Source organism: Candidatus Solirubrobacter pratensis (genome assembly GCF_000425945.1).
Taxonomy (GTDB): Bacteria; Actinomycetota; Thermoleophilia; order Solirubrobacterales; family Solirubrobacteraceae; genus Solirubrobacter; species Solirubrobacter pratensis.
In genome coordinates this window covers 1-23,803 of record NZ_AUEK01000010.1, presented here as the reverse complement: position 1 = coordinate 23,803, position 23,803 = coordinate 1, and the positions used below count along the sequence as shown (strand labels likewise).

Below are 23,803 nucleotides of genomic sequence, written 5' to 3'. Positions count from 1 at the left end.
GGTCCGGCTCCGTACGGTGACCGCCCGCCCGGGCGCGGGCGGCTCCGGCGAGCTGACGCTCGGCCGCTGGATCCGCGACCGGGCGCTGGTGACCCCGGCGCGGGTCGCGATCGAGCACGGCGACGAGACGACGACGTATGCCGAGCTCGACCAGCGGTCCGAGCGCCTCGCGGACGCGCTCGTGCGGCTCGGCCTGCGCCGGGGCGATCGCGTCGCGTCGCTGACCGTCAACCGGCCGGAGCACGTCGAGCTGCTCTTCGCCTGCGCCAAGGCGGCGCTGGTGCTGGCTCCGCTGAGCTGGCGGCTGGCGCCGGCCGAGCTCGCCTACCAGCTCGAGCACGCGGCGCCTGCCGCGCTGTTCGTCGAGCCGCCGATGGAGTCGCTGGCCGATGCGGCGCTCGCGCTGACCGCGACGACCCCGCGCCGGCTGGCCCTGGCCCGCGCCCGGCTGGACGCGCTCGAGGGGCCGGCCCCGGCGCGCCGGCGCCCGGAGGACTCCGACGATCTGCTGCTGCTCTACACGTCCGGCACCACCGGACGCCCCAAGGGCGCGCGGCTGACCCACCGCAACTGCTTCTGGACCAACCTCAGCCTCGACCGCATCGGCCAGCTCGGCGAGGCGGACGTCGTGCTGCAGGTGCTGCCGCAGTTCCACGTCGGCGGCTGGAACGTGCAGCCGCTGCTCGCCTGGTGGAAGGGGGCCACGGTCGTGCTCGAGCCGAGGTTCGACCCGCAGCGGGCGCTCGAGCTGATCGAACAGAGGGGGATCACGGCGATGATGGGAGTTCCTGCCAACTACCTGCTGATGGCGGAGGCGCCGGGCTTCGGCGACGCCGACCTCACGAGCCTGCGCCGGGCGATCGTGGGCGGCGCGCCGATGCCCGAGGCGCTCCTGCGCGCGTGGGAAGCCCGGGGCGTGGCGATCGCGCAGGGCTACGGCCTTACCGAGGCGTCCCCCAACGTACTGTGCGTGTCGCGCGAGGACGCGAGCCGCCGGCGCGGGTGGGTGGGCAAGCCGTATCCGCACGTCGAGGTCGCGCTCGAGGACACCGGCTCGGGCGCCGTCGTCGAAGGCCCCGGCAGCGGCGAGCTGCTGGTCCGCGGGCCCGGCGTGTTCGCCGGGTATTGGCGCGACGCCGAGGCGACGCGCGCGAGCCTGCACAACGGCTGGCTGCACACCGGCGACGTGGCCGAGCGCGACGCGGAGGGGTTCTACCGCATCCGCGACCGGCTCAAGGACATGATCATCTCCGGAGGCGAGAACGTCTACCCTGCCGAGATCGAGGCCGCCCTGCACGAGCATCCAGCCGTGGCCGACGCCGCGGTGATCGGCGTCCCGGACGAGCGCTGGGGCGAGGTGGGCGTCGCGATCGTGGTCCTGCGCCCGGGGGCCGCCCCCGGCGAGCAGGAGCTGCTCGCCCACTGCCGCGCGCGCATGGCGCGCTTCAAGGTGCCTCGCGCCGTGCGCTTCGCCGAGGAGATCCCACGCTCGGCCTCGGGCAAGCTGCTCAAGGCCGGGCTGCGCGAGCACCACCTCGCCGGGCGGGCGCGATGATCCGGCCCGAGGCTGCGGCCACCAGCGCCGAGACCCTGCCGGCTCGCGGCGCGCGCACCGAGCGCGGGGCCCGCACGCGCACACGGCTATTGGAGGCGGCCGAGCAGGTCTTCACCGAGCTCGGCTACCACGAGGCCTCGATCGTCAAGATCGCCGAGGCCGCGGGCGTCGCGAACGGGACGTTCTACCTCTACTTCTCCGGCAAGCAGGGGATCTTCGACGAGCTCGTCGAGGACCTCAACCGCCGCGTGCGCCGGGCGATGGACGAGGCGGCGTCGGGCGGGGGCACCCGCGCGGAGGCCGAGCGCCTCGGGTTCGAGGCGTTCTTCCGCTTCACCGCAGAGCACCCCGGCCTCTACCGCGTGATCCGCCAGGCGGAGTTCGCGTCGCCGGCCGCGCTGCGCCACCACTACGAGCGGATCGTCGACGGCTACGCGCGCGGCCTCGAGGAGGCGATGGAGCGCGGCGAGATCGCGCCGGGCGACCCGGAAGTGCTCGCTTGGGCGCTGATGGGCGCAGGGGAGCTGATCGGCCTACGCTGGATCCTCTGGGGCGACACCGACGAGATCCCGCAGCCTGTCTTCGAGGAAGCCATGCGCTTCCTGCTGCGTGGGCTGGGCGCGGGCGGCTGAGCGGCGGCGAGCGCCGGCCGGGCCTGCGGACTGCGCGCGGACGTGCCGATACAAGAGCGTGTCGCTCGTGCCGGTGAGCCGCCCACGATGCTCGCGCGCCGTGCGCCGCGGCGCGACCGTGCTGCTCGGCGTCGCGCTGGTCGCCGGCATGCTGATCGCGCTGGCGAGCCACCGCCACGCGTTCGTGCGCGCCGTCGCCGGCGTTCCGGTCGCCACGCTGCTGATGGCGGCGGGGCTTCACGCCGGCTCGGTGGTCGCCCGGTCGGAGGCGTGGGCGGTGTCGGTCGCCGCCGCCGGGGGCACCCTGCGGCGCCGCGCGGCGTACCAGGTCGCGTCGCTGAGCTTCGCCGCCAACGTCCTCTCGCCGTCGCTCGGCACGGCGCTGCGCGTCTGGGGGCTGCGGACCGTCGCGAGCGACCAGGCGCCGCCGGCAGCGACGCTCGTGGCCGCCGAGGTCCCGATCTTCGCGGTGCAGCTGGTGGGCACCGCGGCGATGTCGATCTCGCTCGTCGGCCCGCTCGGGGCGCCGTGGTGGACGGCGCCCGCCGTCCTCATCGGCGCGTGTGCGCTGTTTCTCGCGCTCTGCCGCTTCGCCCGGCGCTCCAACGGCCCATGGCGCGGCCTCGCGGCGCTGCGCGCGAGCGGAGCGTGCGCGCGCATCGGCGGGCTGATCGCGGCGATCGCGGCGTGCGAGACGGCGCGCAACCTGCTGGTGCTGCACGCCGTCGGCCTGCACGCCGGCCCGCTCGACGCTATGGCGTTGATCGTCGGTGCCGGGGTGCTCGGCATCCTGCCGATCGGGCCGGGCACCAGCGCCGGCGCGGCGATCCTGATCTTCGGCGCCGGCGGCGTGGGTCCGGCCGCCGCCGCCGGCGTGCTGCTGACCGCCACGGGCTTCGCGGCCGACCTCGCCTACGCGGCGTGGGGCGCGGGCGACATGCTCTGGCGGGCATGCCCGGTGCGCCGGCAACGCCTGTCGCGGGCGGCCGACATCGGCGCGGCGTTCTGCTGCACCGGCGTGGCCCTGGCCGCGATCGCGCTCACATGACCTCACTCAGTCATGAGCGGCTCGCGGCCTGACGGCCGGTGACCGTCGCGGCGTGCTCGAGCAGCAGGCGCTCGACGGCGGCCGGCTCGACGTGGCCCGTGAGCACGTACACCCCGTGGCCGTCCTCGAGCGCGACGAGGTTGCGCGCGACGCCGCGCAGGTCGCCGGCGATCGCGAACGCCCCGCGGTCGACGCCCCGCCGGAGGATGTCGGCGTACATCGTCACCTGGCGGTCGACGTAGCCGGCCATCATGCGCGCGCACTCCGCGCTGCGGAACGCCACCGCCTCGAACTCATAGAGCAGCCGGATCTCGGCGTCGCCCGGTCCGGTGGGGACGCCGAGGCGCAGGGCCGCGGCCAGCGCCTCCCACGGATCGTCGATCGTCGCGACGACCCGCTCGCGCTCCGCGCAGAACCGCTCGATCGCCCGCTCGTAGGCGGCGAAGAACAGCGCGTCGAGGTCGTCGAAGTAGTACTTCACCGCGCCTGACGTGAGCCCGGCGGCCTGCGCCACGTCGCGCAGCTGCACACCCGACAGGCCCTTGCGCGCGGCGACGGCGTGCGCGACGTCGACGAGTTGCGCGCGTCGCTGCGTCTGGTCTCGGGGACGGGCCATGCCGCAACGGTACTTGACGCCGCTCGTGCCCGGCGATACAAATTGCATTGAATTCAAAGAAAGGAATGCCCTGGTGCGAACGCTGGCGATCGCCGCGCTGCAGACCTCTCCCGTCGCGCAGGACCCGCAGTCCACCTTCGAGCGGTTCGAGCACGACGTGCACGCGGTCGCGAGCACGTTCGACGAGGTGCAGCTCGTGACCGTGCCCGAGCTCCACCTCTCCGCTGCGGGCCACGTGCTGCGCGAGCCGCACGGCTACGCGGCCGAGGTCGCGGTCGACATCCCCGGCGCGGAGACCGAGCGCCTCGCGCGGCTCGCCCTCGACACCGGCCTCTGGCTCGTGCCGGGCAGCCTGTACGAGCGCGACGGCGACCACGTCCGCAACACCGCGATCGTGCTGTCGCCGGACGGCGAGCTGGTGACGGTGTATCGCAAGTGCTTCCCCTGGGCGCCGTACGAGACCTCGCGCCCCGGCACCGAGCTGGCGACGTTCGACATCCCCGAGGTCGGGCGCATCGGGCTGGCCATCTGCTACGACGGCGCGTTCCCGGAGATCCCGCGCCAGCTGGCGTGGTGGGGCGCCGAGGTGATGCTGCAGCCGATGCTGACGGGCACGTCGGATCGCGACGGCGAGCTCGCGGTGGCGCGTGCGACGGCGATCGTCAACCAGATGGCCGTCGTGAACCTCAACGCGGCCAGTCCGACGGGCGGCGGCCGCTCGGCGATCGTCGACGCCGAGGGCATCGTCCGCTACGAGGCCGGCGCCGGCGAGGAGGTCCTGATCGACGTGCTCGACCTCGACGCGGTCGCCCGCGCGCGACAGCGCGGCTCGTTCGGGATGAACAAGCTCTGGCAGCAGTGGGACGAGCAGGCCGCGACGCTCGAGCTGCCCATGTACGGAGCGCCGGCGGCGCGGCCCGTCGAGGCGCGGGCATGAGCGCCACCGCCCGGACCGCCGCGCCCGCGGCCGCCGAGCCCGGCGTCGCGCACAAGGGCCTGCGCGCCGGCGTGATCGGCGTGCTCGGCTCGACGATCCTCGGCATCGTCCAGACCGCTCCGGCCTACAGCGTCGCCGTGACGCTCGGCTTCCTCGCGGCGACCGTCGGCGTGCACGGGCCGGCGCTGCTGATCCTCGGCTTCGTCCCGATCCTCTGCATGACCGTCGTCGAGCAGGAGTTCGTGGCGCGCGACCCGGACTGCGGGACGGTCTTCGTGTGGGTCGGCCGCGCGCTCGGGCCGCGCGCCGGCTGGATCGCCTCGTGGGCGCTGCTCGGCGCCACGCTGATCTCGCTCGCGAACCTGGCCAACATCACCGGCACCTACTTCTTCCTCGTGATCGGCGCAGACGCCGCGTCCACGCACGAGGCCGCGACGATCGCCGTCGGGTGCGCGTGGCTGGCCGTCGCGACCTGGCTCGGCATGCGCGGCGTGCAGATCTCCTCGCGCGTGCAGGCCGTGCTGCTGTCGCTCGGCATGGCCGTGCTGGCCGTCTTCGTCGTCGTCGCGCTCGTCAAGGTGGCGGCCGGGAGCGCCGGCGCCCAGGCGGTCGATCCGTCGCCCAGCTGGCTCAGCCCCTTCCACGTCGGCGGCGGCGGAGCGCTGTCGGCCGGCATCCTGCTGGCGATCTTCTTCTTCTGGGGCTGGGACGCCCCCGCCGCGGTCGCCGAGGAGGCCGACGGCGGCACCCGCACGCCGCGGCGCGCGCTGATGCTGTCGGCGCTGGCGCTGCTCGGCTTCTACGTCGTCGTGACGGTCGCCATGCAGGCATTCGCCGGCATCGGCGCGAAGGGCATCGGACTCGCGAACCCGGACAACAGCGGCGACGTGCTCGCCGTCATCGGGGGCGCCGCGGTCGGCTCGGGCTTCGAGACGCTGATGGAGCTCGCGGTCATGACCTCCGCGGCGGCGTGCCTGGTGGCGGCCATGCTGCCGACCGCGCGCACCCTGCTCTCGATGGGTGCCTACCGCGCGATCCCGTCCGCGTTCGCCGGCGTGGACGCCCGCCGGCACTCGCCGGTCGTCGCCACTGCCGCCGTCGGGGTCGGCGTCGCGGCCGTCCTGATCGTCCTCAGCATCGTCTCCAACAACGTCCTCGGCGACTCGATCAGCGCGCTCGTCCTGCTGATCGCCTTCTACTACGTCCTGCTCGGCCTCGCCGCGCTGGTCGAGTTCCGGCGTGAGATGTTCGCCTCTGCGGGCGCGCTGCTGCGCAAGGGCGTCGCCCCGCTCGTGGGCACGCTGATCCTCGGCTGGGCGCTGTATCGCAACGGGCGCGACACGTTCCAGTCCGACTACGGCCTGACGTCGCTGCTCGGCATCGGCGGCGTGTTCGTCATCGGCGCGGCGACGCTGCTGGTCGGCGTGCTGCTGATGATCGTCTGGAACGCGCGCTCGCGGGCGTTCTTCCGCGGCGAGACGTTCACCGAGGGCTACATCGAGAGCCATCGGCCGGACCTGCTCGAGGAGCTGCGCGGCTGATCGCCCGGGGGTGCCTGGACGGTTGACACGGCCGATCGCGCGAGCCGATACTCGTTGTACGCGTGATCGAAGGGAGTTGGAGCCATGCACGCACGCGTCGCGTACTACAAGTTGCTGTCCGGAACGTTCGAGCAGGTCGTCGGGATGGTCGAGGCGCCGGGGGGGCTGCTCGAGACCTTCCGCGAGCGTCCCGGGTTCCAGTCCTACGAGCTGATCGAGACCCCGGCGGGGCTCGTCTCGGTGTCGCACTGGCAGACGTCCCCACAGGCCGACGAGGCGACACGCGCGGCCGCCGCGTGGGTCGCCGGGCACATCGGCGACCGGGTCAAGCTGCAGCGCAGCGACACCGGCGAGGTCGTCCTGTCGGCGTCGGCGCCGATGGCCGCGGCGCATTGACCGGCCGCGTCACTTGACGGTCAGGGTGCCCTCCATTCCCGCCTGCCGGTGGCCGTCGACCGAGCAGAAGAACGTGTAGGTCCCGGCTTTCACGTTCGCGGTCACGGTCGACGTGGCGCCCTGACCGACGATCTTGCCCTGCGCGGTCACGCCGTTGCCCTCGATCGCCACGTTGTGCTGCAGCGCCGAGGGGTTCGTCATCGCGATCGTGACCTTGCCCGGCTTGGCCGACAGCGCGCTCTTGTTGAACTTGAGCCGGCTCTTGTCGGCCTGCAGCGCGAGCTTCTCGCCGCCTCCGGCGGCCGCGCCCGACGTCGTCGCCGTCGCGCTCGCGGACGGGGTCGGCGTGGTGGCCTTGCTCCCGCCTCCGCCGCAGCCGGCGAGCGCGGTCACGATCAGCCCGAGGACGAGGGGCCGTGTGGCTGATATGTGCATCGTGTCCTCCTTGCGGACACGGTACGCCCGCGCGTGAGAGCGCGGGGAGTTTCTTCGGTTGCCGGTCGATCAGCCGCGGCAGATCGGGCTGACGAACTGGCGCACCTTCGGATTGTCGAGGTTGGACCTGGTGACGACCACGACGCCGGTGTCCTGGTTGCCCGGCTGCCGGTGGTTGCGGATCTGCGCCACGGCCGCGCGCACGCCGTCGTAGCCCATCCGGAACGGGTCCTGGGAGATCAGCGCGCTGACCATCCCCTCGCGCACGCCCTCGACCTCGTCGGGCGACGTGTCCCAGCCGACGATCTTCGCCTTGCCCGCGCGATGTGCCAGCCGCACGGCCTCGACGGCGCCGACGTCGCTCGCCTCGTTGGCGGCGAAGATGCCGACCAGGTCGGGATGCGCGGTGAGGACGTTCTGCGTCACCGTCAGCGCCTGGTTGTAGTCGTTCTCGCTGTACTGGGTCTCGACCAGCTTGAGCTTCGGGTGCCGCTTCAGGCCTGCGGTGAAGCCCTGCACGCGCTGGTCATTGGTCTGCGAGCCGGCGTGGAACGCGATGATCGCGATCTTGCCGCCCTTGGGCCCGACCGCCTTGGCCAGCGCGTCGGCGGCCAGCTTGGCGCCCTTGACGTTGTTGGTGGCCAGCAGCGGCACGTTCTTGGGCTGCGGGTCGGTGCCCGAGTCGATGTTGAGCACCTTGATCCCGGCGCGCGACGCGGTCGTGGAGATCTCGGTCAGCGCCGTCGAGTCCGTCGCCGCGTACACCAGCCCGTTCACGCCCTGCCCGATGTAGTTCTGGAGCAGGTCGATCTGCCCGGCCACGTCGGTCTCATCGCTGACGCCGTTCCACACCACCGAAACCCCGTGCTCCTGCGAGGCCGCGCACTGGGCGCCCTTGTGGACCTTCTCCCAGTAGTCCAGCCCGACGGACTTGGGGATCACGGCCAGCCGGACGGTTCCGCCCGAATTGACCGAGACGTGCGTCTCATGCTCGCTGATCGCTCCGCACCCGCTCAGGGTCACCGCGAGCAAAACGGCCAGTCTGCGCATCCTCACCTCCTCGCCGTGGCTCCTCGGAGGCGGCCGCCAGCCGGCGGCGCCGCAGCTGGTCCCAGTAGACGGCGACCCAGATGATCACGCCGATCACGACCTCCTGGTAGTACTGCGTGATGTTGAGCAGGACCGCGCCGTCGCGGATGACGCCCATCAGGAACGCGCCGATCAGCGTGCCGCCGATCGTGCCCTGGCCGCCGAAGAGCGAAGAGCCGCCGATCACGCACGCGGCGATCACGTCGAGCTCCAGGCCGACGCCGTAGTTGGGCTGGCCCGAGTGCACGCGCGAGGTCGATCATGCCGCCGAAGCCGGCCAGCGCGCCCGCGATCACGTACACCGACACGAGCACCTTGTTGATCGGGATGCCCGACAGGCGCGCGGCATCCTTGTTGGAGCCGATCGCGTACGTGTATCGCCCGAGTCTGGTGCGCGAGAGCACCAGGTGCCCGGCCACCGCGATCACGATCAGGTACAGCAGCGGCAGCGGCAACGGCAACGGGCCGATCTGCCCCTCGCCGACCTTGCGGAACGAGTCCGGCAGGCCGTAGATCGCGACCGCTCCGGAGACGATGAACGTCAGCCCGCGCGCGACGCCCATCATGCCGAGCGTGGCGATGAAGGGCGGCAGGCCGGCCTTGGTGACGAGGACGCCGTTGGCGACGCCCGCGACCGCCCCGATCAGGATCCCGACGACGATCCCGAGCATCATCGGCATGCCCCAGTTGGACATCGCCATGCAGCCGACGACGCCGCTCAGGCCGGCGACGCTGCCCACCGAGAGGTCGATGCCCGCGGTGAGGATCACCATCGTCTGGCCGACGGCGATGATCGCCACCACGGCGATCTGGACGCAGACGTTGAAGAGGTTGTTCGACGTCAGGAAGTACGGCGAGGCGATGGCCAGCGCGATGCAGACGACGATCAGACCCGCGGCCGCCGCGAGCTGGGAGACGATCTCGTTGAGCCGGTCGCGGACGCCCGTCGGCATCCGCCCGGCGACCGCCGCTGCTGCACTCATGCCGCCACCTCCACGCCCGTCGCGAGCGACGCGATGCGCTCCTCGGAGAACTCGTCGCGCGCCAGCTCCCCGGCGATGCGCCCGTCGCGCAGCACCAGGATGCGGTCGCACATGTTGATCAGCTCCGGCAGGTAGGAGCTGATGAGGACGATCGCCCGCCCCTTGGCGGCGAGCTCGCCGATCAGCCGGAACAGCTCGGCCTTGGTGCCGACGTCGATGCCGCGCGCCGGCTCGTCGAAGAACAGCACACGCGCTTGCGTCTCGAGCCACTTCGCGACGACGACCTTCTGCTGGTTGCCGCCCGACAGCGTCTCGACCCGGCGCCGCAGCGAGGGGGCGCGGATGTCGAGCTCGTCCGCGCGCCGCTCGGCGGCCTCATGCTCCGCGGCGCGATCGATCCACGCGGGCGGCCCCGGGACGTTCGCGAGCGTGATGTTCGGCTCGATCCCCAGCTGCAGCGCGAGCCCCTCGCCCTTGCGGTCCTCGGTGACGTAGCCGATCCCGGCGTCGATCGCGTCACGCGGCGAGTGCAGCCGCAGCGCGACGCCGTCGAGCTCGATCGTGCCGCTCGAGATCGGGTCGGCGCCGAAGACCGCGCGCGCGAGCTCCGTGCGGCCGGCGCCGACGAGCCCGGAGAAGCCGAGGATCTCGCCCGCGCGCACGTCGAACGAGCAGTCGTCGAGCACGCCGTCGCGCGTAAGTCCCTCGACGCGCAGCAGCACGTCGCCCATCTGCGCCGTTGAGCCCGACGCGCTCGAGCAGCTCGCGGGCCTGCGCCTTCTCCTAGCCGCGCCGGATCAGCCCGAGGTGCGTCTGCTCGCGGCCGAGCACGAGGTTCTCGGCGATCGTGAGGTCGCCCGCGAGAGCGAACTCCTGGTGGACCATCGCGATCCCAAGGCGCTGCGCGTGGCGCGGGCCGTGGAACGCGACGCGCTCGCCCGCCAATTCGATCTCCCCGCTGTCGGGACGGTCGACCTGCGAGAGCAGCTTCATCAGGGTCGACTTGCCGGCGCCGTTCTCCCCCGCCACGACGTGGACCTCGCCGGGGCGGATGTCGAGGTCGACCCCGTCGACCGCCAGCACGCCTGGGAAGTGCTTGACCACCCCGCGGATCCGGACCACCGCATCCTCTCCCACAACAGGCAAGGCTCCCCCCTGACGCGGTGTCCGGAAACTGGCGGGTTAGGCTCGTGACCGGCCCTGGAGTGGCGCTCGACGCGTAGCATCCCGGGGACTTCGTTCACGACCTTTGGGAGGGACGATGGCGACGAAGCCGATTCCCGAGGGCTACCACAGCCTCACCGCTTACCTCGCCGTAGACGACGCGGCCGCCGCGATCGACTACTACACGCGGGCGTTCGGCGCGAAGGAGATCGGGCGGATGGACGCTCCGGGTGGGAAGATCGGGCACGCGGAGCTGCAGATCGGCGACTCGCGGCTGATGCTCGCGGACGCCATGCCGCAGTCTTCGACGCGGCCGCCGAAGGAGCTGGGCGGCACGAGCGGGAGCCTGTTCCTGTACGTCGAGGACGTCGACGCCGTGGTCAAGCAGGCCGTCGACGCGGGCGCGACCGTCACGATGGAGGTCGCAGACCAGTTCTGGGGCGACCGCTTCGGCACGGTGACCGATCCGTTCGGCCACGTCTGGTCGGTCGCGACGCACATCGAGGACGTGCCGCCCGAGGAGATGGCCCAGCGGGCCAAGGCCGCGATGGCGGCGATGAACTAGGTGTCGCGGTAGCCGGCGCGGTCGGCCTCGGCGAGGCAGGCGCCGGCGGCCCGGATGCCGTCGGACGTGCTCGCGCCGCGTACGCAGGCCGCCGCCGACGCCGCGCCCAGCCGCAGGCAGCGCTCGGTGGGCCAGCCCTCGTGCAGGCCGAGGATGACGCCGGCGGCGAAGGCGTCGCCGGCGCCGGTGGTGCTGCGCACGCGCTCGCGCGGCAAGCGGACCGATCCCTGCCGCCAGGTCCGCCCGGAGCGGTCCGCCGCGACCGCGCCGGCCGGGAAGTGCACGACGGCGAGCGTGGAGACGCCCGCCTCGATCAGCCGCGTCGCCATCGTCTCGATGGCGGGCCAATCCACCGGCCCGTCGGCGTCGGGCACCTCGGCGTCGATGCCCGTCAGGGCGCCGGCCTCGATCTCGTTGATCACGATGCTGTCGAGGAAGGGCAGGCAGCCCCGGGCGACCTCGTTCGTCCGCTCCGGCTCGAGCGTGACCAGCTCGAGATTGGTGTGCATCCCCGCCGCCTGCGCGCGCCGCAGCAGCGCCGGCCAGCCGCCGCCGTCCATCAGCGGGTGCAGCCCGGGGGCGCCCGCGTGGAGGATCCTCGCGTGGGATCGCTCGAGCTCGGCGTCGGAGGCGTCGAACCGCCGGTTGGCGCCGATGTGGTGGAAGAAGGTCCGCCGTCCGCCGTCGCGCTCGACCATCGCGTCGGTGAACGACGTCGCCGCATCGCCGGCCGTCCGCACCCCGGCGGTGTCGACGCCTTCCCGCGCGCACTCGGCCAGCACGAACGCGCCGTGCCCGTCGTCGCCCACGACGCCGAGCAGTCCGACGGGGAAGCTCGCCCCCAGGCGGCGCAGGTCGATCGCCATGTTGAGGGCCGGCCCGCCGGTGCTCACGGAGACCTCCTCGATCATCGCGAGGTGGTCGAGCGCGGGGTAGGCGTCGATCACCTTCGCGACGTCGACGACGATCGTCCCCGCGCACAGGACCCCGGCGCGCGCGCTCATCCGGCGCGCAGCGCGGGCTCGGTCACCTCGAGGTCGGCTTCGAGCGTGCGATGCGGCCGGATGCCCGCAGCGGCCAGCGCCTCGTGGTAGGCGCGGACCGCCTCCGCCGGGGTCAGCTCGCCGCGCAGCACCGGCCGCATCAGGCCGACGAGGTCGAGCTGCGACTCCGAGCGCTGGATCTTGCGCCCGAAGAGCGCGACCCGCCCACCGTGCCGCTGCGCCTGGTCGAGCAGCTCGAACGTGTCCCGCGTGGTGCCGGCCGATCCGCCCAGGATCCCGACCACCAGCGAGCGATCGTGCTCGACGAGCTCGGCCAGCGCGTCCGCGCCGTTGTAGGCGACCTTGAGGAACAGCGGACGCTCCGCGCTCGTCACTCCCGCCAGGGCGCGCACGATCGAGTCGTTGACGAACGCGCCGGCGTCCTCGGGCGCGAGGTCCGACGGCGCGTTCGGATTGAAGACCTCGAGGAAGTGCCGGATGCCCAGCGCCGCGGCCTGGAGCCGGAACGCGCGGTAGGCCTCGAGCGACGCGAGGTCGGCGTCGCGGTCGTTGTTGAAGGTGACCGAGTACAGCACCAGGTCGCAGAACGGCTGGATCGCGGCCAGGTCGACCGTGCGGAAGGGGCGCGAGGGCCGCGCGAGATAGCTCCCGCCGCGGCTGGACCAGATGTCCGTGCTGTCGTTGGCCCGCACCGCCAGCGTCACCTCGCCGCCGACCGAGCCGTCCGCGGCCAGCCGCTCGGCATTGGAGGCCGAGGCCAGCAGGATGTCGACCTCACCCTGCGCGACGACCGCCCGCATCGCGTCGAGATAGGCATCGCGGGTGCGATACCGGCCGGGTCCGGCCACGCCCTCGGGCGCGCCCGGCATGCGCCCGGGCGCCGCGACGCCGAACGCCATGTCCGCGTCCTTGGCGTCCGCGATCACGAAGTCGTCGGGGACGTAGCGGCCCGCGGCGATGCTGCCCAGCTTGCGCTCGAGGCGGCGGACGGCGGTCGCGGCAGGACTTGACGGGGAGGACGTCATTCGGGCTCCAGTGTTGGTCGATGCCGTGTTCTAGCGCGTACGGGTGTGCCGACGGGCGCGGTGCGCGCGCGCCTTCAGGCCAGGTCGTCCTGGCGCAGCTCGATCGGCGTGCCGTGCGGCGTGCGCTCCGCGGCGCGTCCCCAGGCATCGGCATAGCGCGCAAGCGTGGCCGCGTCGGCGATCCGCTTCTCGGCCACGAGACGCTCGAGCGCCGCGAGCCAGTGGCGGTAGTAGTCATCGTCCGGAACCCGCCCGATCTCGTCGCCCAGCGCCGCCGCCCACTCCGGCCACGTGAACACCCCCTGCTCGTGCAGGGCGACGGCGAGCGCGAACGCCTGCGCCTCCCACGGCTCGCGGAAGACGGGACCGTCCTCGTCGCGCGGGATGCCCGGCACGGAGGGATTCACGCGGCCGGCTCCAGGTACGGCTCCCAGGCGTCGACGGACACCGCCACGGCCGGGTCGGCGTCGGCGCCCCAGAGCTCGCGCGCATCGAAGCGGACCGAGTAGAGCCACTGTGGATCCTCGCCGCCGCCGTGGGCGTGGACGTCGGGGAAGACGTGGCAGCCGTGGATCGAGACGACGGTGCCGGCATGGCCGCGCACATAGCGCGGGAGGCGGGTGTGGGTCGGCGGGTTCATCGTGCGGGCACGCACGCGGTCGCCGACGGAGAACCGCGCGCTCTGCTGCGGCTCGCGGTTCACCGGGCCGCCGCTGGTCACCATCCGCTCGACGTCGGCGGCGGCGAGCGTGCGGCGGAGTGGCCGCGCCGGCTCGAGCGACCGGCCTGCCGCGATCTCCTCCGGAGCGACCAGCCCGCGCTCGGCGCTGAGCCGCTCGAGCCCCGCCAGCCAGACCTCGTAGTAGGTGCGCGAGAGGTACTCCCCCGGCGGCAGGTTCTCGCGCGCGAAGCGCGAGGCGTCGAGGTTCCACTCGCCGGTCGCCCCCATCGCGAGGGTGAGGGCGAACGTCCGGCGCTCCCAGTCGGCATGGAACACCGGCTCGCCGGCCTCGGGCTCGGGCTCGACGCGGCCGAAGCCGTGCATCCCGCCCATGTCCTGCGCGCCGTTCACGGCAGCCCCGTGCCGATCATCGAGTTGCGCGTGACGAGCCCGGCAAGCTCCTCTTCGGTGAGGCCCTCGGTTCCGGCCGGGCGCATCGGCACGACGAGATAGCGGATCTCCGACGTCGAGTCGTGGACGCGGATCTCGGTGGTCGCCGGAAGCTCGACGCCGAACTCGCGCAGCACCGAACGCGGGTCGGCGACGGCGCGCGACCGGTAGGCCGCGGACTTGTACCAGACCGGCGGCAGCCCGAGCACCGGCCACGGGTAGCAGGAGCAGAGCGTGCAGACGACCATGTGGTGGACCGCCGGCGTGTTCTCGAGCGCGACGATGTGCTCGCCCTGGCGCCCGGTGTAGCCGAGCGAGGCGATCGCCGCCGTGCCGTCCGCAAGCAACCACTCGCGGTACTCGCGATCCGTCCAGGCCTTCGCCACGACGCGCGCGCCGTTGTGCGGGCCGACCTTGGTCTCGTACGTCTCGATCAGCGCGTCGAGCGCAGCGGACTCGACGTACCCCTTGTCCACGAGGATGGTCTCGAGCGCCCGGACGCGGCGCTGGGTCTCAGACAGCTCCGAGCCGTGATCGTGCTCGTGATCGTGTCCCATCGATCGATTATGCCTACAGCCGCGTCTCCGCCACGGGCGACCGCTCATCCATCGCGACGGCGGATCGGCGCGAACAGCTCGGCGGATTCCGGTGCCGGCGCGCGTTCCATCCCCTCGGAGCGCTGGAGCACGATCGGCGGCTGGCACTGACGGCGTGCGGCGCGGTGAAGCTCGGCGGCCGCGAGTGCCGGACGCGCGTGCAGATCGAGCTGGAACGCGTGCTCCCCCTGGTCGGTGTGGACGTCGCGGCCCCCGTAGACGGGCGGCCGGCCGCCGCCCCAGGCCATCTTGGGACTGCGCAGCAGCGTCCACTGCCAGCTCGCGCCATCGAGGCTGAGGCTGTAGGCGTCGGGCGTCACGAGCGCGAGATCGGTCCCGCTCACGCTCACGCGCGACCACCCGCAGACCGGCCACTCGATGGGTCCCGGGTCGCGCCTGACCGCGCCGCCGGGCAGCCCGTCGGTGTGGCCGGCCGGCGGCTGCGGGAGCGTCACCGTGAGCTGCAGGGCCCGCAAGCGCTCGGCCCACAGGACCTCCAGCAGCATGCGCAGGCACGGCTCGCCGGCGTGCAGCGAGAGCGTCCAGCGCACGCGCGAGGCGCCGAGCGTCGCGTCGAGCCGCACGCGCGCCCGCAGCGGCCCGCTCTCCTCGACGGCCCACGCGCCGCCGGCGAGGGTGGCGTCGACCGGCTCGGGGAAGCGGTCGGCATCCCAGGTCCAGGTGTCTGACGCGTCGTGGCGGAGGTGCAGGCCGATCCGCCCCGTCAGCGGCGCCCCGTCGAGCAGCAGCCGGGAGACGCCCCCGCCGTCGAGCCCGGCGCGCAGGCGGCGGCTGCCGAGCAGCTGCGGGCTCGCCGCGAGCTCGTTCGGCGCGGGTGCGAGCGCCGGCGCCGGATCCGTGCGCACCAGCACGCGCGCCGTCTCGCCCTCCCTGAGCGCGAGCGGGAAGACGACCCGCGACGTCAGCGCCTGGGCCTCGGGCTGCACGAGCTGGAACGGGATCGGCGTGCCGTCGGGGGCGCTCAGCCGGCGCTCGCCCCATGGCGCGAACTCCAGCCACGGCTCCGCCTCGACAAGCCCCTCCCACGGGGCGTCGTCGGCGTTGACGACGACCAGCTGCAGGAACGGTGCGGGCGGCACGCAGGCGACGGCGTGACGGCGCGTGGCCTCCACGAGCAGCTCCTCGCCGGCGATCGCCGCGCGCCCCTGCATGGCGGCGACCGCCTCCCACGCCGGCGGGATCGCGGTGCCGGCCAGGATGTCATGGAACTGGCAGAACAGGAGGTCCTCCCACGCGGCGTCGAGGCGCGCGTGCAGCGCGGCGCGCTCCGGTCCACCGACGAGATCGATCACGCGCTCGCAGCGGTCGAGCGCGAGCTCGCCGCGCCGCTGGCGGCGCTTGACGTCGTGCATGACGCTGTAGCAGCCGGGAAACGTGTGCTGCAGCTCGCAGTCCACCTCCGGCAGCGCCGAGGAGGCGATCGCGTCGAAGAACGCCTGCGGCGTCGAGAAACGCAGCTCGAGCCCGTCGAACGCCTGCGCATGCTCGAGGATCCACTCGATGTTCGCGCGCGTCGGCCCGCCGCCGTGGTCGCCGACGCCGTAGAAGCACATCGCGTGCCCGAGCTCCGGCGCGGCGGCCTCCGCCGTCCGCAGCACCTGCTCGCGCAGGTCGTCCGAGCGGGTGACGTAGCTGGGCACGATGCGGAAGCCCAGTACCTCGCCGCCGCCCTTCCCGCGCCACCGGAACGCCGGCGCGGGCAGCGGGACGCGGTCCGGATGGGGGCGATGGAAGACGTAGGCGCCGAACCCCTCCGAGGCCAGCAGGTCCGGCAGCGACGCCGGATGCCCGAACGTGTCGACGTTGTAGGCGACGGTCGGGACGATGCCGAAGCGCTCGCCGAAGTAGCGGCGGCCGTGACGCAGCTGGCGGCGCCAGCCGGCCTCCGACGGCAGGTTCGCATCGGGCTGCACGACCATCCCGCCGGTCACGTGCCACTGCCCGCGCTCGACGAGCTCGTCGACACGGGCCGACAGCGCGGGGTCGACGCGGGCGACCCAGCGGTAGAGCCACGCCTCGCCTCGGGTGAAGATGAACTGCGGATACTCGTCGCAGCGATCGGCGGCGGCCCGGAACGTCGCCAGCGCCTCGTCGACGCCCGCGGGCCAGCTCCACAGCCACACGGGATCGACGTGCGCGTTGCCGATCATATGGACGAGCACGCTCAGCCCTTCAGCGCGCCGGCGATGAATGCGCCGACGATGAAGCGCTGGAGCACGATGAAGAGCAGGATCGCGGGCAGCACGGCGATCACGCTGCCGGCCGCCAGGATGCCCGTCGCGTTCGTCGCGTACGTGCCCTGGAAGTTGAGGATGCCGACGGAGATCGGCAGGTGCGAGGGGCCCGTGAGCAGGATGAAGGGGATCACGAACTCCGCCCATGCGAGCAGCGCCGTGATGACGAAGACCGCCGTCAGCCCTGGCAGCGCGATCGGCAGCACGACGGCCGTGAACGCGCGCCGCCGCGAGGCGCCGTCGATCAGCGCCGCGTCGTCGAGCTCCTTCGGGATCGCGTCGAAGAAGCCCTTGAGCATCCACGTCGCCAGCGGCATCAGCACCGCGATGTAGACCAGCCCCGTGGCCGGCAGCGAGTTGAGCAGGCCGAGCGACGCGAAGTAGCGATACAGCGGGAAGGCCAGCACGAGCGGCGAGACCATCTGCAGCGAGAGCACGCCGACGAGCACCATCCGGCGGCCGCGGAAGCGCATGCGCGAGAACGCGTACGCGGCCGGCGCCGCGACCGCGATCGCTCCACACGCGCCGATCGCCGACAGGATCGCCGAGTTCAGCAAAAAGCGCGGGAACTGCGCCGAGCGCAGCACCTCGCGGTAGTTGTCGAGCGTCGGGTTCTTCGGCACGGGGTTGATCGTGCTGACGAGGATCTCCGACGCGTTGCGGAACGAGAGCGACACGAGCCACAACAGCGGCAGCCCGAAGAACAGCAGCACCGCCACCATCCCCACGTACGTCCAGACGTCGTCGATGCGCGCCTGCGCCGTCGCGCTGCGCGGCCGCCGCCGGGCGAGCCGGCGGGCGCGAGCGCCGCTCACCGTCGTCGCGCTCACAGCTCCTCCTCCCTCAGCAGGCGACGGTAGAGCACCGTCAGGATCAGGCTCGCGAGCAGCAGGAACAGCGCGAACACGCAGCCGCCCGCCAGGTTGAAGTTCACGAACACGGCGTTGTAGGTGTGCAGCGCGAGGACCTCGGTCGCCTGCGCCGGACCGCCGCCCGTAAGCGAGAGGATCATGTCGAAGGTGTTGAGCGTCGCGATCGTGATCAGGATCGTGTTGACGAGCAGCACGGGGCGGATCTGCGGCAGCGTGACGTGCCAGAGCGTGCGCAGCCGGCCGGCGCCGTCGACCTTCGCCGCGTCGACCAGCTCGCGGTTGACGGTGTGCAGCGCCGCGTAGAGCAGCAGCATGGTGAACGCCGTGCCGCGCCAGACGTTCGCCGTCACGGCCGATACGACGGCGAGCTTGGTGTCCGACAGCCACGACACGGGGCCGATGCCGACGGCGCCGAGCGCCGAGTTCACGAGGCCGAACGGGCCCTCGTTGAGCACGATCTGCCAGATGACGCCGATCAGGATCCCCGGCATCACCCACGCGCTCAGCACGACCGAGCGCACGAGCACCGCGCCGTGCAGCCCGCGCGCCACCGCACGCTGCATCACGATCGCGATCAGGAGGCCGAGCAGGAGCTGGCCCGCGACCGAGGCGGCCACGAAGATCGCGGTCACGCCGAGCACGCTCGGCAGCGCGGGGTCGGTGAGCGTCTGCGAGAACGTCTGGAACGTGTATGAGTAGCCGTCGCGCAGCACCGTCGAGTTCGTGAACGCGAGCCGGATCACGTTGAGCACCGGCCAGAGGAAGAACAGCGTCGCCAAGGCGATCAGCGGGGCGAGCCACGGCACTTGCTGCGGCGGCCGCCAGTCAACGGGGAACTGGAGGCGCGGCTGCGCGCGCCGGGGCACGCCGCGGACGGTCGGTGCGGCCATCAGGTCCCCCCTCCCGTGAGCAGCTCGTACGTCTGCTGGACGCGGTCGCCGGCGTTCCTGAGCGCGTCCGCTGGGGTGGAGGAACCGGTCAGCACGCGTCCGATCGCGATCTGCATCTCGTTCGACAGCGACGGGTAGATCGACCGGCCGGGACGGGGCTGCGCGTGCGCGAGGTAGCGACGGAACGTCTTGTAGATCGGCGGCTTGAAGGCCTTGAGCGTGTCGAACTGGTGCCGCGACGTCGGCAGCTCACCGGTCACGGCGTTGCCCGGCCCGGCGTAGATGGACTTCACGATGTCCATGCACGCGGCGACCTTCTCGGGGTCCTTGCTGAACGCCGCCACCGACCAGCCGCCGGTGCCGGTCGCCGTCTCCCCCGCGCGCGGCCCCGGCAGCTCGGACACCTGCCACTTGTCGAACGCCTTGCCGAGCTGCTCCTTCATCGTCGGCCACTGGAACGAGCCGCCGAGGAACATGGCCACCGTGCCGGCCTGCGCGGCGGTGGAGAGCTCGTCGTAGGTGTTGAACGTCGTGACGCGGCTCGGCGTGACCCCGGTGTCGACCGTGCGGCGCAGGAGCTTGAAGACGTTGAGCATGTCCCGCCCGTTGGCGCCCTCCGCGAAGATCGGCCGTCCGCTGGGGGCGAGCAGCTTGCCTCCCTGCATCCAGAAGTAGCCCAGGTTGTCGAACGTCGTGGCCTCCCAGCGGCCGCCGTTGTAGAGGTAGCCGTCGACCTTCGGATCCTTGCGCTGGGCGGCCTTCGCGTACGCGAGCATCTCGTTCCACGTGCGCGGCGCCTTCGGGACCAGGTCCGTGCGGCGATAGATCACGCGCAGGTCGGTCGACCACCACCACGCATAGACGTGGCCGTCGGGTCCCGTCATCACGCGCCGCACGTACGGGAACAGGTCATTCAGCTGCGCGCGGCTGATGTAGCGGTCGATCGGCTGCAGCACCCCCTGCTCGATGAACAGCGGGATCGTGAAGGAGTCGACGTTCGCGCAGTCGGGCGCCTCCCCGACCTTGGCCTTCTCGAGCAGCCGGGCCTGCTCGGTCGTGGTCATGTTCCCGCCGATGATGTTGAGGTCGATGCGCCACTGCGGATGCCGGCGGACCCACGCGGTGAACAGCTTCTCGAAGCCCGCGGCGACCGACGGCGTCGAGGCCTGCGGCGAGTAGGACGCGTTGATCTGCAGGCTCAGCGTCTTGGGCGCGTCGGGCCGGCCGACCCGGTCGATCGTCACCAGTGAGTTGCCGCCGCCGCACCCGGCCAGCACGAGCGCCGCAAGCAGCACGCAAGCCGGTCGGGCGGGGCGGAATGAACCCGCGCCATTCGCCACTGGACGATGCGCAGCCCGTTGCACGACTCTCCTCGCCGCCGTGCTTCCCAATCCGGGCGCAGCGCGAACGCACGCGGCTGAGGTGGGGGGTGTCAGCTCTCCGGATCGGATGGTCGCGAGGCGCCGGTCTCCGGGGCCGGCGGCGGCTCGTGCGCCGAGGCGTCCTCGATGCTCGCGGCCTCGGCCTCGGCGACGACCTGGGACAGCCGCGCCGCGAGGCCCCGCGCCTGGGACAGCAGCGCCCGGCGCTCTTCGGCCACTCGCGCGATATCGCCTTGGAGCGCGGTCAGCCGCGCCTCGGCCTGCTCGCGGAGCGAGGCGATCTCCTCACGCGCGTGGTGGTGTTGTGCGTTCGCGTCCGCACGAGCCCGGGCGAGGGTCTGCTCGGCTTCGTCGCCGACCTGCCTGAGCAGCTCCGTGGACCGCGCGGTGGCGACCGCGACGATCTCATCGGCTTCGGCCGACGAATGCGACGCGGCTTCGCTCGCCTCGCGCTCGGCGGTGGCCAGGATGTCGCGCGCCTCCGCCTTGGCGCGCTGGGTCGTCTCCTCGGCCTCCGCCCGCGCGCTCGAGATGATCTCCTCCGCGGTGTCCCTCGCGTGCTGCAGGATCCCGCTCGTCTGCTCGCCGACGCGCTCCAGCGCGTGGCGGACCGCAGCGCGTGGAGAACCGCTGACCTGCAGCTCGGCGATCAGGCGATTGACGTGCTCGACATAGCGGTCGACGGCGTGACGGTCGTAGCCGCGCACCGCGCTCGGGAACGACGGATCGCGGACCTCAGGGGGCAGCGGATCGCGCACGTCGGTGATTCCCAGGCCGGGGACCTGCACGGACGGCGCCTCGTCGGGCGGGGGAGGGGTCTCGCTCCCGGCCACCACGCGAGTATGCACCGCCTCACGCCTCGGGCACAAGCCGTTTGGCGGTCGGCAAGCACCGTTGCCGCTGCTCCTCGGCCGGCCCGTCGGGGAGCACCGGGCTCGCGGCCGCACCGCGACGCTCGAGCTCACCGAAGCGGCGGTGATTGGCACCGGCCGGTCGGGGAATCCTAAGCTCGTGCCCGCGCCGCCCACCCTGCGCGCGCTCGTCGAGCGCTACGACCCGGAGACGTTCGAGCCGGCGCGCCGCGAGGCGCGAGTCCGGCTCGCGGTCGACGGCGAGGACGCGTTCGACGCGATCCTCTCCGACGGCCACGCGCGGCTCGACGCCGCCGCCGGCGAGCCGGACGCGACGCTCACCGCCGACGGCGAGACCTGGGCCGCGATCGCCGGCGACCTGCGCGGCGGCATGGCGGCGTTCCAGGCGGGGCGGCTGTCCGTGCGCCGCGATCTGCACCTCGGCGTCGGGTTCCTCGCGGCCACCAGCGGCGCGTCGGAGCAGGGGCGCCTTCGGTTCCGCACCCTCGCCACCAGGCGGCTCGCGATCTCGGCGATGGAGGCGGGACAGGGGCCTGCCGTGCTCGCCCTGCACGGCCTGGGAGCCACGAAGGGCTCGTTGCTGCCCACGCTCGCCGCGCTCGCCGACCACTTCCGCGTGGTCGCGATCGACCTGCCGGGCTTCGGCGACTCCGACAAGCCGATCGGCGCCTCGTACGACCCGCGCTTCTTCGCCCGCACCGTCGTCGACGTCCTCGACGCCCTCGAGCTGGAACGCGCGCACCTGATCGGCAACAGCCTCGGCGGCCGGATCGCGCTCGAGGTCGGGCTCCAGAGCCCTGAGCGCGTCGACCGCCTGGCGCTGCTGGCGCCGTCGCTCGCCTGGCGCCGCAACCGCCCCTGGGCCCCGCTGCTCCGGCTCGTCCGCCCGGAGCTCGGACTCCTCCAGCCCGCCCCACGGCCGGTCGTCGAGGCGATCGTCCGCCGCCTCATCCCCGGCGCCGCGGACGGCTGGGCCGCCGCGGGCGTCGACGAGTTCCTGCGCGCGTACCTCACTCCCGCCGGACGCGCCGCGTTCTACGCCGCCGCCCGCCACATCTACCTCGAGGAGCCGCTGGGCGACGGCGGCTTCTGGCCTCGCCTGCGCACCCTCAACCCGCCCGCACTCTTCGTCTGGGGCCGGCGCGACCGGATCGTCCCACTCGCCTTCGCCCGCCACGTCACCGACGCGCTGCCGGGTGCCCGGCACGTCGAGCTCGACTGCGGGCACGTGCCGCAGGTCGAGCGGCCGCGGCAGACCCACGACGCCGTCTCACAGTTCCTCGGTGGCGACTGACCCGGCGCCCATCATGCGTCGCGCAACCGGAGGAGCAGTCCGCCGGCAAGCAGTGCGGCGGCGGCCCAGGCGGCGAGCACGCCGAGGCCTCCCCAGGGACTGATCGCCAGGCTGCGCAGGACGGTGGTGGCCTGGACCTCGAGCCCTGCGGTCATCGGGCCGATCTGCTCCAGCCGGCGCTGCCAGTGTGGGTTGGCGGCGGCTGACGCGATGATCGGGAAGAGGTAGAGCAGGCCGAGGACGAGGCCGATGGCCGCGCCGGTGTCCCGCACAACGGCGGCGGCGCCGAGGGCGAGCAGGGCGATGAGGGCCAGGTCACCATCGCGCTGCCGGTGGCGACACGAGCCTCCGAGCCGGGAGTCCCGGCATGAGGGTCCTGGTGGTCGAGGACGCGCGACCGCCCGCCGACGTGATCGCCGAAGGGCTGCGAGACCAGGCCATGGCCGCCCACCTGGCGCGCGACGGGCTCGAAGCCGCCACCAAGCTCGCCGTCACCGCCTACGACGTCGTGCTGCTGGATCGCGACCTGCCGAGCATCCACGGCGACGCCCTCTGCCGGATGATCACCGAGCGCGACGAGCGCGTGATGGTGCTGATGCTCACCGCCGCCGACTCACCGGGCGACCGGGTCAGCGGGCTCAGCCTGGGGGCCGACGACTACCTCGCCAAGCCATTCCATTTCCCCGAGCTCGTGCTTCGCATCCGCGCCCTGGCCCGCCGCCGACCCGCCGCGCAGGCCCCGACCCTGCGCGTCGCCGGCATCGAGCTCGACACGATCCGGCACGCGGTCACGCGGGACGGGAAGCTGCTGGACCTCTCGGTCAAGGAGTTCGCGCTGCTCGAAGCGCTGCTGCGCACCAGCCCGGCATACCTCAGCGCCGAGGATCTGCTCGAACGGGTCTGGGACGAGCACGCCGACCCGTTCACCAACACCGTCACGGTGACCATCGGCCGCCTGCGGCGCAAGCTCGGCGAGCCACCGGTGATCAGCACCACGCCGCGCGTCGGCTACCGCATCGCCGGCGCGGCCGCACGCGACGACGCATCCCGCCCCGGCTGACGGGCCGCGTGATCACGGATTGACGAGGGGTGCGTGTCGGCTCGTGCGCAGGGACGCGCGCGGGTCGGGTGCCGGCCGTAATCGGGGTAAGGGATGCGTGTCGACTCTGGCCAGGGTCGTGCGCGATCTCCGGCCGTGATCAGGGACCGGAAGTGCGCTGGTAAGGGGGTGCGTGTCGACTCTGGCGCAGGGGTGGCTGCGGGGCCGAGTGAGGCTCCCGCGAGCGCCGGCGGAGCGAGCGGCGGCCTCGTCGCTGCGCCGTAACCGCTCCACCCGCGGGTGGCCTCGTGGGCGTTTGGGGGTCGGCGGCTGAATGGCGCGGCAGGGCACCCGGCGCGCGAAGCCGGGCTGACGTGGCAGCAGCGCCGACGCGCGATGTCGAGCTCCCGTGGCAGGGCGCTCAAGCGCGGGTGTCAGTTCAGCGCCGACCCGGGACCCGCGAGGACAGGACCCGCGGCCGAGCGGCCAGGCCCTCGCCGGA

General features: G+C 72.8%; 26 protein-coding genes and 1 pseudogene. 9 read left to right on the top strand and 18 right to left on the bottom strand.

Going from position 1 to position 23,803, the window contains the following annotated elements; all coding sequences use genetic code 11:
* Positions 1-16 precede the first annotated feature (16 nt).
* From H958_RS0115570 to H958_RS37650, 3 genes are all read left to right on the top strand, one after another.
* The gene (locus H958_RS0115570; protein WP_051324400.1) at positions 17-1,555 is read left to right on the top strand and encodes a class I adenylate-forming enzyme family protein; all 1,539 of its coding nucleotides are present in this window, start codon (positions 17-19) and stop codon (positions 1,553-1,555) included.
* Positions 1,552-2,187 carry a TetR/AcrR family transcriptional regulator gene (locus H958_RS0115565; protein WP_051324321.1) on the top strand — a complete coding sequence of 212 codons (636 nt, stop codon included), beginning with the start codon at positions 1,552-1,554 and terminating at the stop codon, positions 2,185-2,187. The genes H958_RS0115570 and H958_RS0115565 overlap by 4 nt, the downstream gene beginning before the upstream one ends.
* A 100-nt stretch (positions 2,188-2,287) precedes the next feature.
* On the top strand, positions 2,288-3,235 hold the full coding sequence (locus H958_RS37650) for a lysylphosphatidylglycerol synthase domain-containing protein (RefSeq protein ID WP_051324320.1): 948 nt from the start codon (positions 2,288-2,290) through the stop codon (positions 3,233-3,235).
* A 10-nt stretch (positions 3,236-3,245) separates the two neighbouring features.
* On the opposite strand, the gene H958_RS0115555 is transcribed toward H958_RS37650, so the two are convergent.
* Positions 3,246-3,851 (bottom strand): TetR/AcrR family transcriptional regulator, encoded by a 606-nt coding sequence (locus H958_RS0115555; protein WP_028059350.1) that lies wholly within the window; start codon positions 3,849-3,851, stop codon positions 3,246-3,248.
* Positions 3,852-3,924: 73 nt separating this feature from the next.
* Here H958_RS0115555 and H958_RS0115550 point away from each other — a divergent pair, with 73 nt between their 5' ends.
* The 3 genes from H958_RS0115550 (at position 3,925) to H958_RS0115540 (ending at position 6,725) form a co-directional block, all read left to right on the top strand.
* On the top strand, positions 3,925-4,788 hold the full coding sequence (locus tag H958_RS0115550) for a carbon-nitrogen hydrolase family protein (RefSeq protein ID WP_028059349.1): 864 nt from the start codon (positions 3,925-3,927) through the stop codon (positions 4,786-4,788).
* A complete protein-coding gene (locus tag H958_RS37645; protein ID WP_051324319.1) occupies positions 4,785-6,329 on the top strand; it encodes an APC family permease in 1,545 nt (514 codons plus the stop codon). The genes H958_RS0115550 and H958_RS37645 overlap by 4 nt, the downstream gene beginning before the upstream one ends.
* 84 nt (positions 6,330-6,413) lie before the next feature.
* On the top strand, positions 6,414-6,725 hold the full coding sequence (locus H958_RS0115540) for a hypothetical protein (protein WP_028059348.1): 312 nt from the start codon (positions 6,414-6,416) through the stop codon (positions 6,723-6,725).
* 9 nt (positions 6,726-6,734) lie between these two features.
* Here the strand turns inward: H958_RS0115540 and H958_RS43430 are convergent, their stop codons facing one another.
* The 6 genes and pseudogenes from H958_RS43430 to H958_RS47565 form a co-directional block, all read right to left on the bottom strand.
* A complete protein-coding gene (locus H958_RS43430; protein ID WP_081685931.1) occupies positions 6,735-7,160 on the bottom strand; it encodes a plastocyanin/azurin family copper-binding protein in 426 nt (141 codons plus the stop codon).
* Between the two features lie 69 nt (positions 7,161-7,229).
* A complete protein-coding gene (locus H958_RS0115530; RefSeq protein WP_028059347.1) occupies positions 7,230-8,210 on the bottom strand; it encodes a substrate-binding domain-containing protein in 981 nt (326 codons plus the stop codon).
* Positions 8,146-8,436 carry a hypothetical protein gene (locus H958_RS49080; protein WP_407641145.1) on the bottom strand — a complete coding sequence of 97 codons (291 nt, stop codon included), beginning with the start codon at positions 8,434-8,436 and terminating at the stop codon, positions 8,146-8,148. Before H958_RS49080 ends, H958_RS0115530 begins: the two co-directional genes overlap by 65 nt.
* 130 nt (positions 8,437-8,566) lie before the next feature.
* Positions 8,567-9,022: pseudogene (locus H958_RS49075) on the bottom strand (ABC transporter permease); the annotation flags it as partial.
* Between the two features lie 206 nt (positions 9,023-9,228).
* A complete protein-coding gene (locus H958_RS37630; RefSeq protein WP_196807374.1) occupies positions 9,229-9,963 on the bottom strand; it encodes an ATP-binding cassette domain-containing protein in 735 nt (244 codons plus the stop codon).
* Positions 9,964-10,015: 52 nt separating this feature from the next.
* Entirely contained in the window at positions 10,016-10,369 is a 354-nt protein-coding gene (locus H958_RS47565) for an ATP-binding cassette domain-containing protein (protein ID WP_196807373.1), read from the bottom strand.
* Between the two features lie 124 nt (positions 10,370-10,493).
* Between H958_RS47565 and H958_RS0115515 the strand changes: the two genes are divergently transcribed.
* Positions 10,494-10,961 carry a VOC family protein gene (locus H958_RS0115515; protein WP_028059346.1) on the top strand — a complete coding sequence of 156 codons (468 nt, stop codon included), beginning with the start codon at positions 10,494-10,496 and terminating at the stop codon, positions 10,959-10,961.
* Here H958_RS0115515 and H958_RS0115510 read toward each other — a convergent pair.
* The 10 genes from H958_RS0115510 to H958_RS0115465 all read right to left on the bottom strand — a co-directional run bounded on the left by H958_RS0115510 (position 10,958) and on the right by H958_RS0115465 (position 20,929).
* Positions 10,958-11,965 (bottom strand): carbohydrate kinase family protein, encoded by a 1,008-nt coding sequence (locus H958_RS0115510; protein WP_028059345.1) that lies wholly within the window; start codon positions 11,963-11,965, stop codon positions 10,958-10,960. The two genes, H958_RS0115515 and H958_RS0115510, sit on opposite strands and share 4 nt — an antisense overlap.
* The gene (locus tag H958_RS0115505; RefSeq protein ID WP_051324316.1) at positions 11,962-12,990 is read right to left on the bottom strand and encodes a hypothetical protein; all 1,029 of its coding nucleotides are present in this window, start codon (positions 12,988-12,990) and stop codon (positions 11,962-11,964) included. Before H958_RS0115505 ends, H958_RS0115510 begins: the two co-directional genes overlap by 4 nt.
* A gap of 74 nt (positions 12,991-13,064) precedes the next feature.
* A complete protein-coding gene (locus H958_RS0115500; RefSeq protein WP_028059343.1) occupies positions 13,065-13,397 on the bottom strand; it encodes a nitrile hydratase accessory protein in 333 nt (110 codons plus the stop codon).
* The gene (gene nthB, locus H958_RS0115495) at positions 13,394-14,062 is read right to left on the bottom strand and encodes a nitrile hydratase subunit beta (protein WP_028059342.1); all 669 of its coding nucleotides are present in this window, start codon (positions 14,060-14,062) and stop codon (positions 13,394-13,396) included. The genes H958_RS0115500 and nthB overlap by 4 nt, the downstream gene beginning before the upstream one ends.
* Positions 14,059-14,658, bottom strand: a complete 600-nt coding sequence (nthA, locus tag H958_RS0115490; RefSeq protein ID WP_028059341.1) for a nitrile hydratase subunit alpha — start codon at positions 14,656-14,658, stop codon at positions 14,059-14,061. Before nthA ends, nthB begins: the two co-directional genes overlap by 4 nt.
* A 44-nt stretch (positions 14,659-14,702) precedes the next feature.
* On the bottom strand, positions 14,703-16,880 hold the full coding sequence (locus H958_RS0115485; protein WP_156028011.1) for an alpha-mannosidase: 2,178 nt from the start codon (positions 16,878-16,880) through the stop codon (positions 14,703-14,705).
* A gap of 2 nt (positions 16,881-16,882) precedes the next feature.
* Positions 16,883-17,782, bottom strand: coding sequence for a carbohydrate ABC transporter permease (locus H958_RS0115480; protein WP_051324314.1), 900 nt, complete (start codon positions 17,780-17,782; stop codon positions 16,883-16,885).
* Positions 17,779-18,714, bottom strand: coding sequence for a carbohydrate ABC transporter permease (locus H958_RS0115475; protein WP_081685930.1), 936 nt, complete (start codon positions 18,712-18,714; stop codon positions 17,779-17,781). Before H958_RS0115475 ends, H958_RS0115480 begins: the two co-directional genes overlap by 4 nt.
* On the bottom strand, positions 18,714-20,009 hold the full coding sequence (locus H958_RS37625) for an extracellular solute-binding protein (RefSeq protein WP_051324313.1): 1,296 nt from the start codon (positions 20,007-20,009) through the stop codon (positions 18,714-18,716). Before H958_RS37625 ends, H958_RS0115475 begins: the two co-directional genes overlap by 1 nt.
* Before the next feature lie 137 nt (positions 20,010-20,146).
* A complete protein-coding gene (locus H958_RS0115465; RefSeq protein ID WP_028059337.1) occupies positions 20,147-20,929 on the bottom strand; it encodes a DivIVA domain-containing protein in 783 nt (260 codons plus the stop codon).
* 178 nt (positions 20,930-21,107) lie between these two features.
* Here H958_RS0115465 and H958_RS43425 point away from each other — a divergent pair, with 178 nt between their 5' ends.
* The gene (locus H958_RS43425) at positions 21,108-22,262 is read left to right on the top strand and encodes an alpha/beta fold hydrolase (RefSeq protein WP_196807372.1); all 1,155 of its coding nucleotides are present in this window, start codon (positions 21,108-21,110) and stop codon (positions 22,260-22,262) included.
* A gap of 11 nt (positions 22,263-22,273) precedes the next feature.
* On the opposite strand, the gene H958_RS0115455 is transcribed toward H958_RS43425, so the two are convergent.
* Complete coding sequence (locus tag H958_RS0115455; RefSeq protein ID WP_028059336.1) at positions 22,274-22,534, bottom strand: hypothetical protein; 261 nt, start codon at positions 22,532-22,534, stop codon at positions 22,274-22,276.
* Between the two features lie 95 nt (positions 22,535-22,629).
* Here H958_RS0115455 and H958_RS0115450 point away from each other — a divergent pair, with 95 nt between their 5' ends.
* Complete coding sequence (locus H958_RS0115450) at positions 22,630-23,322, top strand: response regulator transcription factor (RefSeq protein ID WP_196807371.1); 693 nt, start codon at positions 22,630-22,632, stop codon at positions 23,320-23,322.
* Positions 23,323-23,803 lie beyond the last annotated feature (481 nt).